The 13,959-nt window shown below is 56.4% G+C and carries 9 protein-coding genes; 7 read left to right on the plus strand and 2 right to left on the minus strand.

Annotation, left to right across the window (positions count from 1 at the left end; all coding sequences use genetic code 11):
- Nucleotides 1–155: 155 nt before the first annotated feature.
- Both Poly21_RS16130 and Poly21_RS16135 read right to left on the minus strand, forming a co-directional pair.
- Nucleotides 156–1,538 carry a class I SAM-dependent methyltransferase gene (locus Poly21_RS16130; RefSeq protein ID WP_146407950.1) on the minus strand — a complete coding sequence of 461 codons (1,383 nt, stop codon included), beginning with the start codon at nucleotides 1,536–1,538 and terminating at the stop codon, nucleotides 156–158.
- The gene (locus Poly21_RS16135) at nucleotides 1,538–2,803 is read right to left on the minus strand and encodes an ABC transporter ATP-binding protein (RefSeq protein WP_146407951.1); all 1,266 of its coding nucleotides are present in this window, start codon (nucleotides 2,801–2,803) and stop codon (nucleotides 1,538–1,540) included. The genes Poly21_RS16130 and Poly21_RS16135 overlap by 1 nt, the downstream gene beginning before the upstream one ends.
- 105 nt (nucleotides 2,804–2,908) lie before the next feature.
- Between Poly21_RS16135 and Poly21_RS16140 the strand changes: the two genes are divergently transcribed.
- The 7 genes from Poly21_RS16140 (at nucleotide 2,909) to Poly21_RS16170 (ending at nucleotide 13,956) form a co-directional block, all read left to right on the plus strand.
- The gene (locus Poly21_RS16140; protein WP_146407952.1) at nucleotides 2,909–3,535 is read left to right on the plus strand and encodes a class I SAM-dependent methyltransferase; all 627 of its coding nucleotides are present in this window, start codon (nucleotides 2,909–2,911) and stop codon (nucleotides 3,533–3,535) included.
- A 234-nt stretch (nucleotides 3,536–3,769) separates the two neighbouring features.
- Entirely contained in the window at nucleotides 3,770–6,358 is a 2,589-nt protein-coding gene (locus Poly21_RS16145; protein ID WP_146407953.1) for a DUF1592 domain-containing protein, read from the plus strand.
- A 9-nt stretch (nucleotides 6,359–6,367) separates the two neighbouring features.
- Entirely contained in the window at nucleotides 6,368–7,672 is a 1,305-nt protein-coding gene (locus Poly21_RS16150) for a DUF1552 domain-containing protein (RefSeq protein ID WP_146407954.1), read from the plus strand.
- A 3-nt stretch (nucleotides 7,673–7,675) separates the two neighbouring features.
- Nucleotides 7,676–9,142, plus strand: a complete 1,467-nt coding sequence (locus tag Poly21_RS16155; protein ID WP_146407955.1) for an arylsulfatase — start codon at nucleotides 7,676–7,678, stop codon at nucleotides 9,140–9,142.
- 343 nt (nucleotides 9,143–9,485) lie between these two features.
- Complete coding sequence (locus Poly21_RS16160) at nucleotides 9,486–11,030, plus strand: sulfatase-like hydrolase/transferase (protein ID WP_146407956.1); 1,545 nt, start codon at nucleotides 9,486–9,488, stop codon at nucleotides 11,028–11,030.
- Between the two features lie 14 nt (nucleotides 11,031–11,044).
- Nucleotides 11,045–12,577: a sulfatase gene (locus Poly21_RS16165; protein WP_302119190.1), complete on the plus strand. Its 1,533-nt coding sequence runs from the start codon at nucleotides 11,045–11,047 to the stop codon at nucleotides 12,575–12,577.
- On the plus strand, nucleotides 12,574–13,956 hold the full coding sequence (locus Poly21_RS16170; protein WP_146407957.1) for an arylsulfatase: 1,383 nt from the start codon (nucleotides 12,574–12,576) through the stop codon (nucleotides 13,954–13,956). Before Poly21_RS16165 ends, Poly21_RS16170 begins: the two co-directional genes overlap by 4 nt.
- The last annotated feature ends 3 nt before the right edge of the window (nucleotides 13,957–13,959 follow it).

The following is a 13,959-nucleotide window of genomic DNA, read 5'->3' on the forward strand; positions in this document are numbered from 1 at the left end:
GCAAACATGGACTCAGGGCCGGCAAAATAGGGACGGCGTGATGAAAAGACGAGAAGAACGCGCGCGAATGGCACCATTTTCAAGCAATAGGCTAGCGTAGTCCAGTGTGAATCACAAATTTTTTTGGTTCGGCGTAAGATCCTGCTGCCCAAGTGCTATCGCGTGGCGACCAAGATGGTTCGCTGCACGTCAGAGGATTCATGCGAACGCTCGCTCGGATAGCTTTCGATGTTTGGGAAAAACCGGTTCAATTCCCGCTTCCACACATCCATAGCATAGTCTGACTGGCGATGGGGCACATTCCACTGCTCGATCCAGTAGTCGTTGCCCGGCACGTACTCCAGCACAAGGGTCTTGCGCGTCACCGCCGCAGCGATCTCGACGATGGACGAGACTTCATAGCCCTGCTTGAAAAACAGATGATGGGCCAGCGCCAGCATCAGGGTGTGGTCTGCTTGGAAACGTTTTTCCAGCGGATCATAGAACCGGGGTCCGTGAGCAATTGCGGGGCTGAAGAATGAACCAACCACCGGGGTGATGGCGAGGTCGTGCTGTTTGGCGTGACGATAGAGGTCGTCAATGCAGGTCCGGTCGGTATCCATGCTAACGACGCTCAGGTCCAATTGCGCCGCCAGGACGCTGTACCAGCCAGTGTTGCAGCCAACATCTAGCAGCGTGCCCCCATCGAGAGATTTCAGGATCTTGGCGACACTCTGTTGTTTTTCATTCCAATCAGGCTGTGGCTGAGTGCCTGGCTCGGGAAACGAGCCCGCGTAATGGGACCATCGTGTTTGCGGTCGCGGGATAGGGCACTTCTGGATCTGATTGCGAAGCATCTCGGCAAGCCGAATGGCAGCTGGTGGGCCGCCCTGCTCGTTGATCGCCATTAGCTTGGCATATTCTCGCTGTCTGCGCTTCCGCATCCACTCGAATTGCAGTGAGTTCAGTAGCGGAATCGTCGCCTCCACAGGGACCCAGTTGTCTCGGCCTAGTAAAAAGAAGGCGTAATCCGCAGCCTGCCTGTGGATCAATTGCAGCGGGTGCAGGAAGCAATTGAGGAACTCATTGAGCGGCTTCCAATTCTCGCCAGCGGAGAGCGGAATGATCGATGAAAAATCGATGTAGCGCACCTGCGCTCCAGCGAACATCATGTTCCATCCATGGCTGTCTTGAAGCTGGAGTCCGTGGGCGGCGAGCTTGGTGCTAATCTCCAGGAACAGCAGTGCTGCGTCCCGCAGCATTCGGGGCGACCACTCACTGACCAGAGGGCTGGGCGGTAACGCTTCATGCTCGACGACGAGATCATAACCCTCGATCTGGGCGTCCGAACGCCACGTTTTCACGATATTCCACTTCGGCATTTCTTCGAGGAGACCGGCATCTTCTAACCGGCAAAACGCCGCCGCCGAGTCGCCCCGCAGGGCGCGAAAGACACGCCCGTCTTTCCAAAACAAGCGTCCACCCGGGTCTTCGAATGAATGCGGGGACCAGTCAATGGAACTGAAGTCCAGTTGAGTGGTGGAGGTTGGTGTGCTCATCAGGTGGATTCCCTGTTTTCGATTGTCCATGAAGCGTCGGGAACCAGGTGGCCTTGGTACTGGGCATCGGGCAGCGAGCCCGTTCCGTAAACGTCACGCATTTCGATCTCGAATTGGCCGCAGCCCAGGAGGGTTTCGAGCTCGTGATCGTGTCTCCAAAGTGATGCATCGACGGTATATTGTCCCACGTTGAGCGGGACGTCGTGCCACGTCGCACTCGCACGCGTGGTCCCAGATAAAGACCAGCGTGCGTTGTACTGCACATCGGTGTGCAGTGTCGCGATTCGCCCGACACCCCGTTTCGAAATGACAAAGCCAAATCGTGGGTCGTCTAGCGGTAGATCCGATGCTAACTCGGCTTCAAAGACAATTGTGTCATCAACGAGGAAGCGATCTCTGCTCTCACCGTGTGCGTTGAGGAGCCGCACCGATTTGATATGTCGTGAAGTTTGCGACGATAGTTTTTTCTGAGTGTCATCGGCTTCCGCGTCCAAGTATCGATGGACGACTTCGGTGGGCGATCCCTGATCCGTCAGACGCCCGTGATCGATCCGGATAGCGTCACTGCACAGGGTCTCGATTGATCCCATGTTGTGGCTAACAAACAGAACGGTCCGCCCAGACTGTGCGACGTCGCGCATGCGGCCGATGCACTTGCGTTGAAATTCCATATCGCCAACTGCCAGGACTTCGTCGACAACGAGGATCTCACACTCAAGATACGCGGCCACGGCAAACCCCAATCGGACGGTCATGCCACTGCTGTAGCGTTTCACCGGAGTCTGGATGAATTTCTCACATCCTGAAAACTCAATGATTTCGTCGAGTCGTGACGTGATTTCTTGTCGCGACATGCCGAGAATCGCACCATTGAGGTAGATATTCTCAAGGCCGGTTAACTCAGGATGAAACCCGGTGCCGACTTCCAATAGGCTCGCAATTCGACCCCGCACGCAAATCTGACCTGTCGTCGGGGCGGTAATCCGCGAGAGCATCTTCAGCAGGGTGGACTTGCCTGCTCCGTTGCGGCCAACGATCCCCAGAATCGTGCCCTGGGTGACGTCGAGCGAGAAATCTCGTAACGCCCACACCGCTTGGCGATCTTGCTCTGTTTTCTCTGGAGACTCGTCGATCTTCGAAAAGGGATCCGGCTTGCCACGCAGTCGCGCCCAAGTGCGATTTAAATCACTCGATAGTGTCCCCGTGCCGATGTTGCCCAGTCGATAGCGTTTTCCAAGGCTTTCCAGACGAATGGCGATGGACATAAAGCGGGCGGACAAATCGTGCGGCTGTGAGCGAATGCGAAGCGAAGTATACTCCCTGTCGTTGCAAATGTCGTCAAGACTTTCATTTTCAGAGGGAGACTGAGTTTGCTGAAGAATAGCTTGATCGGCGTTTGGCACGCCTTGAAATACGACGCCTTTATCTGGAGTCATGGATTGCGCCGCGCCGACAAGATCGCAACCGACATGACAGGACCGGAGAAAATTGCACTTTACCGACTCGTTTGCGAGACCAAGCCCCAGGTCATCGTCGAAATCGGATCGTATCTTGGTGCCTCCAGTTCGTTCATGGCTCGAGCGGCGCAGAAATCCTCGCCGGGCTGCCGGCTGTACTGTGTCGATACATGGCAAAATGACGCCATGCCCGAAGGGCAACGAGATACATTCGCTGAGTTTTCCCGCCATACCGAGTCGTACCAGTCGCTCATTCGGCCGCTGCGTCAGCGGAGCGACACAGCCGCACGGGATTTTGAGGGCAGCATCGACCTGCTCTTCATCGACGGCGATCACGAGTACGCGGGCGTGAAGTTGGATTGGGATAGCTGGTTGCCCCACCTTCGTGATCAGGCGACAGTGGTCATGCACGATGTGGGCTGGGCGGCGGGAGTCCAACGCGTGGTGGACGAGTCGATCTTGCCGATCTCCTCCGACGTCGGCCGGCTGCCGAACCTGTTTTGGTCAACAGTCCGCAAATCGTCGTCTTCAGCTCGGTAGCCAGGCTAACCGCTGCCAGTCGAATTGGGTTCGCGGAGTCGGGCCTCCAGCACGCTTGGGGTGCCTGGTCGGCCCATCAGTGTCGGCCCATCGATGACCGAACCGAAAGAATTCGATTCCAAGCGGGCTGTTGATACGTTAGAATGTGAGTCATTCCTTCCGACTGCCACGCTCTCCTTGCCCACCTCGCACGCGCAGTCACCCGCCCACCTTCCCATCTCTGTCCACTCGAACATGCGCACGTTTGCTAGCCTGCCGGTCGCCATTGCATGGATCGTCGTCGGCTTCGTCGCCCTCGGGGTTGACGTTGTTGCCGCGGATTCGCCCGTTGCTGCGGATTCGCCCGTTGCTGCGGATTCGCCCGTTGCTGCGGATTCGCCCATTGTTGAAGAATCGCCCAGTGTCGGTGAAATACCGCAAACGTCCGTGGAGTTTGTGCACGATCACTGCATGGATTGCCACGACGGACCTGATGGTGAAGGGGGGCTTGATGTCAGCGCATTGGTGAGCAATCTCGATGACCCGCAGGATTATGACTCCTGGGTGCGCATCTACGACCGGATTGAAAAGGGGGAGATGCCCCCGCCAGAGGATGGCGGGTTAAGCCGCCGGGAGCTGAAGTCGTTTCTGCCTGCCACCGGGGATGCCCTCAACGACGCTGCGCGAAGGTATCGTCTGCGCGACGGGCGGGTTCAAGGTCGCCGGCTGACTAATATGCAGCTGCAGAGCACATTGCAGGATCTACTTGGGATCGATGCACCCTTGGCGAGGTTGATGCCCCCGGAAACCCGTACCAGTGGCTTCGTCCATTTGGCGGATGCACAAACAATGTCTCATTTTCAGTTGCAGACTCATTTGCGGGTGGTCGACGCGGCCCTTGATGCGGCGATGGATCGGGCGATGGTGCCTCCCCGTGATTTGTCGCTCGACTACGGGCCGCCGAAAATCGCGAATAAGAAACCTGGTCGCCGCAATCGCGAACCCGAGCTCCGCGACGATCTCGCTGTGACTTGGTCGAGCGGTTTGATCTTCTACGGCCGTATTAACTCAACGACGGTTCCGCATTCAGGGTGGTATCGAATTACCGCGACGGCATCCGCCGTTCGGCCGACCGTCGGTCAATCGGCGAAAGAGACTTCGTTGGCAGCCGAGCCAGGGGTGTGGTGCAGTGTTCGCAGTGGTGAGTGTGTTTCCAGCGCTCCGTTATTGGACTGGATCGGCTCTTTCCGGGCGACCGAGCAGCCCCAGACGATGACATGGGATGCGTGGATTCCGGAGGGCCATATGCTGGAAATCCGCCCCGCCGACGTCACATTGCCGCGCGGACGCTTCGCAGGCGGTCAGGTTGGATTCGGTGAAGGTGAAGATCAGGACATTCCCGGTGTGGCTCTCCACCATCTCACCGTCGAGCAGATCCATCCGGGTGGTGATGTCAAAACAGTTCGTCGCAGACTGTTTGGGTCAGATACGCTCCGCTGGGACAAAGCAGCCAAACGCAGCCTGCCGGATGTCTCTGCCCTCAGCGATGGCGAAATTGAGCAGCGACTCGCTGAGCAGGTCGAACAGTTTTCCCAGCGAGCGTTTCGTCGTCCTACCGAGCGTGAGGAGTTGTCGCCATTCATTGACTTCACCACGTCGACGTGGAGGCAGGCCCGATCCGGCGGCGACGATATCGCGAGCGCTTACGTGCAAGCAGTGCGTGCCGGCTATCGAGCGATTCTATGTTCGCCACGATTTCTGTATCTCTGTGAATACACCGACCCAGATGGACAACTCGATGATTGGGCGGTGGCGTCGCGATTGAGTTATTTCCTGTGCGGTTCGATGCCCGATGATGAACTGTTCGATGCAGCTTCGGCAGGCGAACTTCACGCCCCCGCACAGTTACAGGAGCACACCAACCGGCTGCTGGCGAGTCGCCGGGGGCAACGGTTCATTGCAAATTTCGCCGATCAGTGGCTCGATTTAGTTGATATCGATTTCACTGAACCGGATCGGCGTTTGTTTCGCGATTTCGACTTGGTCGTGCAGAACGCAATGCTCGCCGAGACGCATCTGTTTCTACAAAAGCTGCTGGATGAAGATCTGCCGATGGCCCGCCTGATCGATGCCGATGCAACTTTTCTGAACGAACGACTGGCCCGCTATTACGATCTCGAATTCGATCAAATCGCCAGTGATGCGAGTCTCGACGGTGAAATGCGCTACGTTTCGCTTGACCGGAGTTCGCATCGAGGTGGTTTGCTCAGTCACGGTTCGATTCTGAAGGTTACCGCCAACGGCAACGACACGTCGCCTATCCTCCGTGGCATCTGGGTGTGCGAGCGACTGTTCGGGGAAGAGATTCCGCCTCCCCCTAGCAATGTGCCCGCGGTCGAGCCAGACATACGGGGGGCGACGACGATTCGGGAGCTGCTCGCCAAGCACGAATCCAATGCGTCGTGCGCCGCATGCCATAAGAGCTTTGATCCGCCCGGATTTGCGCTGGAGGTTTTTGACGCCGGTGGCCAGTGGCGTGAGCGTTATCTCCAGATCCAAGGTGGTAAGTACAAGCCCGGCCCGCGTGTCGATCCGAGTCATACGATGGTTGACGGCCAATCCTTTCAGACATTCACAGAATTCCGCCGGCTGGTCGCCGCAAACGACGAGCGACTCGCCGCGAATCTGGCGGCTCAGCTGCTGGTTTTCGCAACCGGGGCCAAGATTCAATTTTCAGACCGGCCCGTTCTCGATCGGATCGTCGAACAGGCGAGCGAAACGGACTACGGGTTTCGTTCTATCTTGCATGCGGTCGTGGCATCGGACACGTTTCTCAATAAATAGGCTTTCACGATGAAATCGCAAACGACTCAGTTTAATTTCCAGCAGCAGCTGCATCGTCGGGCAGTTCTACGCGGCAGCGGCGTGGCGATGGGCTTGCCCTGGCTATCGGCGATGCGATCGGCTTTTGCTCGTGAGAGCGATGGCGACGACCGCCCTCGCCAGCAGCCACTACGGTTCATGTCCGTGACGGTGGGACTTGGATTGGTTAGTGAAAACTGGATGCCCCAGGATGAAGGCAAGCAGTTCACTCCCTCTCGCTACTTACGCTCGCTGTCGGATTTGCGTGATCGTCTGACCGTGGCCTCCGGTGTGTCGCACCCTGACGTTACGGGCGGCCACCGGGCGGAGGCAAGCATTTTGACAGGCACACCGATGGGCTCGGCGGGGCGGGCGGTCAATACCATCTCGATCGACCAGTTGCTCGCGAAGCATTTAGGTAACGCCACGCGGTTTCCCTCGCTCGTGCTTGCTACCGGGGGAAGTAATAGCCCTTGCTATACCGAGAGTGGAGCGACGATCACACCGACGACTTCCGCGGCGACATTGTTTGCGGACTTGTTTATTGATGATTCGCAACAGGAGCGTACGAAGCAGGCAGCCCGCGTGCGCCAGGGCCGCAGTATCATGGATGTGGTTGCCGAAGACGCCCGCTCGCTACAGCGCACGCTCGGCCGAGGGGATCGCGATCGACTGGACGCTTATTTCACCAGCGTCCGTGGGCTCGAGCAACGGATGCAGCAATCCGAAGCATGGGCGCGGCGTCCGAAGCCTGAAGTGGATGCGGACCAGCCCATCGATGTCCGGAATCCGAACGACTTGATCGGACGATTCAAAACGATGTGCGATGTTGTGAAGTTGGCGCTGCAGACGGATTCCTCACGCTTCATCACGCTACACCTGCCTGGCACCGGTGGCGTGGTTCCTATTGACGGCGTCGACCAGGCATATCACTCGCTGAGTCACCATGGGCTCGACGAAACGAAGCTTTCGCAGCTGGCGATTGTTGAGGAGGCCATCGTCAGTCAGTGGGGCGACTTCATGCGATCTCTCGCCCAAGTCGATGATGCTCATGGCAGTCTGCTCGACGACACCACCTCGATGTTGACGAGTAACCTCGGCAACGCCTCTAACCACAGCAACCAGAACATGCCCGTGATGATCGGCGGCGGACCTTTCAGCCATGCCGGGCACTTGGCATTCAGCCAGAAGAACAATTACCCACTCGCCAACTTTTACGTCTCCGTGCTGCAGAAGTTCGGATTGGAAATTGACCAATTCGCTAGCAGCACCGGCACCATGAACGGATTGAGCTAACTCATGCGGCATATCACTCTCTTTTTACTCGTCTCGCTGACGTGGTTTTCGCAGTCCGACGCGCTCGCCGAGCGGCCTCAGGATGCACCGCCGAACATCGTGCTCTTTGTGGCCGATGATCTGGGCTATGCCGAACTGGGATGCTATGGCCAGAAAATCATTCGTACCCCACGAATTGATGAGATGGCGAGCCAGGGAATTCGATTCACGAATTTTTATAGCGGCAATGCGGTCTGTGCCCCCAGCCGCTGTTGTCTGATGACAGGCAAGCATCCTGGCCACGCCTTCGTTCGTGGGAACGCGAATCCGAAGCACGATCCGGAGTTTGCCAAACAGATGGGCTTCGAATTCCCCGGTCAAATCCCCATTCCAGCCGACGAAATCACCTTGGCGGAACTGCTCCAGCAGCGCGGCTACGCAACGGGTGCCTTCGGCAAGTGGGGACTCGGCCATTTCGGCACCTCGGGTGATCCGAATACCAACGGCTTCGACCTCTTCTATGGTTATAACTGCCAAGTCCACGCGCACAGTCACTACCCGACGTTCCTGTGGCGGAATCGTGTGAAAGAACCGCAACCGGGCAATACGCGTTCACTGACCGGAGAAACCTATTCGCAGGACCAGTTTGTCAGTGAAGCGTGCGCCTTTATCAAGAACAATTCCGACGGGCCGTTTTTTGTCTTCATGCCGATGGTCGTGCCCCACCTCTCGATCCAGGTTCCAGAGGAGTCGCTTCAGCCCTATCTCGAAACGATTGAGGAAGCGGACTATGTGCACAAAGGGTATCTGCAGCATCCCCATCCGCGAGCAGGCTACGCCGCCATGGTCACCCACATGGACGCTGGTATCGGACAGGTGATCGATCAAGTCGAGTCGCTTGGTTTGACCGGTGATACGTTGTTTCTATTCACTTCCGATAACGGACCCACCTACGATCGGCTGGGAGGATCGGACAGCGATTTCTTTCAATCAGCCGGACCGCTCAAGGGATTGAAGGGCCAGATGGATGAGGGTGGGATTCGGATCCCGTTGGTTGCAAGTTGGCAGGGACACATCGCCGGACCCCGGCAAAGCGACTGGATCGGTGCGTGGTGGGACTTTTTGCCAACGCTCTGCGAAGTCGCTGGGCAAACGCCACCGGCGGCAATTGATGGTGTCAGTTTCTTGCCCACGCTATTGGGTGATGCTCAGGAGCAACCCGAGCATGAGTTCCTGTACTGGGAATCGCCCGGTTACTCTGGCCAGCAAGCAGTCCGCCTGGGAGAGTGGAAGGCGATTCGCAAGGGATTGTCAAAGCGGCCCAAACGCGGCGAGCCGATCCCAAGTTGGCAACTCTACAATCTCGATAGTGATATTGGGGAAACTACCGACGTCGCCGCCGAGCATCCTGAGGTGATCGCCAGAGTCGAATCGATCGCTGCTCGCGAGCACACGCCCAGCGACCAGTTCCCATTGCGTGCGATCGACTGAGCGGTGCATGCGGAACTCGTGACTGCAAGGTAATTGAGGCGAAGCCGGCATGTATCGGCTTGGTCAGCGTGGAGGTGATCACTGAGCCTCTGCAGCGATCGTCTCGGACCACACAGCGTTGTCTCCACAGGCCCAACAGGGCCTCTCTCTCGCAGCAGCATCGATGCGTCCCCTTGCATCTCGATCACATGTGGCTATAATCTATAGAGCATCGATCGCCTGCAGGAAGTGAAAGGATCCGTACCGCTTTCCGCTGCTTAGCGGGCATCGTTAGCCGCTCGAGTTCCCCACGCTTGGCACCGCAGCGAGTGCGCGTGCATCCCACCATCTCGAAGACGCGAATATGCAGCTCAACGGTCTTGGTTTCTACCCAGCTTGTTTCTACCCAGCTTTACGGATCGCTCTCCTCTTAACAGCGATCGTACCGGTGACGTCGGGAGCGTGTCTCGGTAAGTCACCCAATATTGTGTTCGTGCTCACTGACGACCAAGCCCCGTGGGCAATGGGATGGGCCGTTAAGGAGGGGCAGTACGTGGGGGTTCCGCCCGCAGTGACGCCGAACATGGACCGGCTGGCTCGTGAAGGGATGACATTCACCAACTTCTTTTGCACCACGCCGGTCTGCAGTCCATCACGGGCGTCCTTGGCGACAGGACGATACGCGAGCGAATGGGGTATCGACGACTTTATCCCCATGCCGGGGCACATTCTATTTGATGCTCGGCACCAGGTCGCGCTCGACCCGGCCGCTTCGACTACGTTCGCCGAGGTACTGCAATCCGCCGGATATTATACCGGCTTGGTAGGTAAGTGGCATCTTGGTGACTGGACGTTTGCGGGCAATGAAAAGTTTCATCCTACGAATCAGGGCTTTGACTATTTCATGGGACTCTACTCCGGAGGCACCACCCCTGATGATCCGGTCCTCGAAAAGGATGGGAAGGAGCAAAAGTTTGCAGGTTTGACCACTGATATTCTGACTGACCACGCCATCCAATTTATTGAAGACTCGCAGCAACAAAGCGATCCGTTTTTATTGTGTTTGCACACCCGAGCGCCCCACGGTCGTTGGCTACCGGTGGCACCCGAGGACTGGGAACCGTACGAGCAGCTGGATCCTGAGATCCCCAACCCTGATTATCCGGACTTGAATGTCAAGAAGGTCAAACGCGACATGCGGGAGTACTTGGCCAGCACGAGTGGAGTGGATCGGAATCTTGGTCGCGTGCTTGATAAGTTAGATGAGTTGGATATCGCCGATGACACCATTGTCATTTTCACGTCGGATCATGGCTACAACATGGGGCACAACGGAATTGTTCATAAGGGCAACGGTATTTGGGCAACGCGTACTAAGCCTCCTGGAGAGTTTCATCATGGCACGCGAGTCATCTCGGATAAGTATCGGCCAAACATGTATGATCTCTCGCTGAAGGTGCCCGCAATCATCCGCTGGCCGGGAGTCACCTCTCCAGGCAGTGTCACTGACAATACTGTGACCAGTCTCGATCTTTATCCAACACTCTTGACGATGGCCGGAGTGCAGCCTCCTGAAGATCTTATTATTCGCGGTCGTGATTTGACAGAGATGTTGTCTGGCAAGACGGTCAACGATTGGGACCAGGATTACTTTGGTCAGTACAGCATGATTCACTACGCCGTCGCCACGATGCGTTGCTATCGCACGCCACGCTATAAATTAATTCGGGACTTTCACAATGCGGGGCGTGACGAGTTCTTTGATCTGGAATCAGATCCTGCTGAATCGAATAACCTTATAGATGATCCCGACCCCCAAATTCAGCACGTCATCGCACGGCTACATGAGAAGCTACTGGCGAGGATGGAAGAAATTAAAGATCCTGCTCTGGACCAATTCGCACACTAATCGGGTTTCAATCAATGTTCCGATCAAATCGGCTTCACCATACCGTCCCCGTGGTGCGTTTGTCTTTGTATAACAGCCTCTTCGTCTGGGGGCTCGCGACTGCCGGGTGTGTCCTCTTCGCTGCTTGCCTCCATCGTGCCAATGCCCAAGACGTGCCGACGGCTTCCCAGATGAACGTCTTGTTCATTGCAGTCGACGACATGCGAGTGGAACTTGGTTGTTATGGATCACCGATTGTCCAATCACCCCATTTGGATGGATTGGCCGAGCGGAGTTTGGTCTTCGATCGTGCTTACTGCCAGCAATCGGTGTGCAATCCTTCGCGAGCGTCGATGCTCACCGGTCTGCGGTTGGACACGTTAGGGATTGGAGATTTGGAAACGCATTTTCGACAGCGGGATCCCAGTATCGTCACGCTGCCGCAGCTATTTAAAAATAACGACTATCAAGCCCATGGCATTGGGAAGATTTTCCATAACTTTCGGCAGGACGAATTCCAAGGTGACCGAGCTTCGTGGAGTGTGGAGCAGCAGTTGCACTACGGGAATCACAATAAGAATCCTGCTGAGGTCGAAGGTGTACTGCCTGCTGATCAGGCCGGTGTTGCTCGAGCCGAACGACGTGACGTGCCTGATGATGCCTACTGGGACGGCCAGATTGCGGACCTTGCTGTCGAGCGTCTTCGTGAACTACGCGGCGAACCGTTCTTCCTGGGGGTTGGGTTTTGGAAGCCACACTTGCCGTTCAACGCGCCGGCCAAGTATTGGGATCAATATGATTTCGACCAAGTCGGTATGCCCGTCAATCCGCTGCCACCTGAGAACGTGCCCGCCTTGGCAATGCATGATGGCAAGGAGTTGATGAGAAATTTCCCTGATGGATTGACAGACGATCAAGTTCGCCTGTTTCGCCATGGCTATTACGCAGCGATCAGTTACGTCGATGCGCAGATTGGCAAGGTATTGGACGAGCTGGATCGACTCGGGTTGCGTGAATCCACGATTGTTGTGTTCTGGTCTGATCATGGGTTCCACTTAGGTGAGCATGATCTGTGGTGCAAGACATCTAATTTCGAGCTCGATGCTCGCGTTCCTCTGATGATCTCGGTTCCTGGCAGCCCGAGCCAAGCACAACGGACTGACGCTTTGGTCGAGTTGCTCGACGTCTATCCAACCCTTGCGGATCTCTGTGGTCTGACGCCCCCCGATAATCTGGAAGGCTTGAGTATGCAGCCCATCCTTGACGACCCACGGGCGACGATCCACGACGCGGTGCTCACTCAACATCCACGGCCCCCCTACGCTCAAAAGAATCGCCCTTTCACTGAAATGGGATACTCCATCCGCACGCCCGGATATCGCTACACGCAGTGGCTGGACCTTGCGTCGGGAAATGTCGTCGCCACGGAATTGTACGATCACGGGCAGAATCCCCTGGAAACCGTTAACTTGTCCGGTCGCGACAACGTTGCGGCCATCGAGCGTGTACTCGCCAAGAAGCTCGAAGGCCTCGCTCGCATCGATACCTTTCGTGAGGCCAGTCAATGAATCATATCAGTTCCCCTCTTCGACTGATGTACGCCTTCGTATCGTTTGCTGCCACACAAATCCTACTGCCGGCGATTGCGTTTGCGGATCTGTCTCAGTCGCCGCCGAATGTCATTCTGATTCTTGCCGATGATTTGGCGATCGGCGATTTGGGTGCGATGGACGGCCATGCATCGCGCACGCCGCAACTGGATCGGTTGGCATCGCAGAGTGTTCGGTTTGAGAACGCCTACAGCGGTTCGTGTGTCTGTGCGCCCGCTCGGGCTGCTTTGTTAACGGGACGGTATCCCCACCGAACCGGCGTCGTTACGCTCAATATGAACAAATATCCGCAACTGACACAGTTGCGGCGTGACGAGGTTACGATCGCAGACATGTTGGCCGGTGCGGGCTATCGAACCGGTTTGATTGGTAAGTGGCACTTGGGAAACGGGCCTGAGTTTCAACCGCGAGAACGAGGTTTTAAGGTCTCCGAGTACTTCAGTGGCTCGTCCGACATGAGCTACTTTGATTACGTTCTCGACATCAATGGAAAAAGGCAGCGGGTCAACGACGGAACCTATTTGACCGACGACTTGTCCGATCGAGCCATCGAGTTTGTCAGGGAAAATCGCGATCAGCCTTTCTTCTTGCATTTAGCCCACTATGCACCTCATCGCCCGCTGCAGGCTCCCGAAGATCTCATTGAGTTGTATCGCGCGCAGGGGTACAACGACTCAACAGCGACGATTTATGCCATGATCAACGTCATGGACCGTGGTATTGGACGACTGCTCGATGAATTGGATTCGTTGCAGTTGTCCAACCGGACCATCGTGATTTTCACTAGTGACAATGGCCCAGATCCCGTGACGGGTCAGCGGTTCAATCACGGCATGCGAGGAACCAAGTATCAAGTTTACGAGGGCGGGATTCGGGTTCCGCTCTTCGTCCAATGGCAGGGCCATTTCCAGCCAGGGGCTCGAACCCAGCGAATTCATTTTGTCGATCTGTTGCCGACGATCCTTGGCCTCTGTAATGTCGATTTGACGCATCAGAACTCGCTCGATGGCGAGAGTTTTTTACCGGTGCTTCAGGATTCGACTAGCCCATTTGCGCCGATCCGATTCTGGCAGTGGAACCGAGGAAACCCGAACTACACGCACAACGCGGCAATTCGTGACGGGCGTTTCAAGTTGGTTCGTCCCTATGTGACGAGAAGTGACAAAATCTCTGATTCTACATTGCCGCCCTCGCTCTACGATTTAGAAACCGATCCCACCGAGAGCGAGGACGTCTCTCACCGGCATCCTGCTGTCACCAGTCGACTGGCCGGTCAGTTACAGTCGTGGACTGTCGATATTGAGAATGACCGCACCCGCCCGCAAAGCCAAAAATAGTTC

Origin of the sequence: Allorhodopirellula heiligendammensis (assembly GCF_007860105.1) — a bacterium.
Classification (GTDB): domain Bacteria; phylum Planctomycetota; class Planctomycetia; order Pirellulales; family Pirellulaceae; genus Rhodopirellula; species Rhodopirellula heiligendammensis.

Bases quoted from the DNA above. Each gene is read 5' to 3' on its own strand.
- Poly21_RS16130 (WP_146407950.1), bottom strand. From the start codon at position 1,538: ATGAGCACACCAACCTCCACCACTCAACTGGACTTCAGTTCCATTGAC.
- Poly21_RS16135 (WP_146407951.1), bottom strand. From the start codon at position 2,803: ATGTCCATCGCCATTCGTCTGGAAAGCCTTGGAAAACGCTATCGACTG.
- Poly21_RS16145 (WP_146407953.1), top strand. From the start codon at position 3,770: ATGCGCACGTTTGCTAGCCTGCCGGTCGCCATTGCATGGATCGTCGTC.
- Poly21_RS16150 (WP_146407954.1), top strand. From the start codon at position 6,368: ATGAAATCGCAAACGACTCAGTTTAATTTCCAGCAGCAGCTGCATCGT.
- Poly21_RS16155 (WP_146407955.1), top strand. From the start codon at position 7,676: ATGCGGCATATCACTCTCTTTTTACTCGTCTCGCTGACGTGGTTTTCG.
- Poly21_RS16160 (WP_146407956.1), top strand. From the start codon at position 9,486: ATGCAGCTCAACGGTCTTGGTTTCTACCCAGCTTGTTTCTACCCAGCT.
- Poly21_RS16165 (WP_302119190.1), top strand. From the start codon at position 11,045: ATGTTCCGATCAAATCGGCTTCACCATACCGTCCCCGTGGTGCGTTTG.
- Poly21_RS16170 (WP_146407957.1), top strand. From the start codon at position 12,574: ATGAATCATATCAGTTCCCCTCTTCGACTGATGTACGCCTTCGTATCG.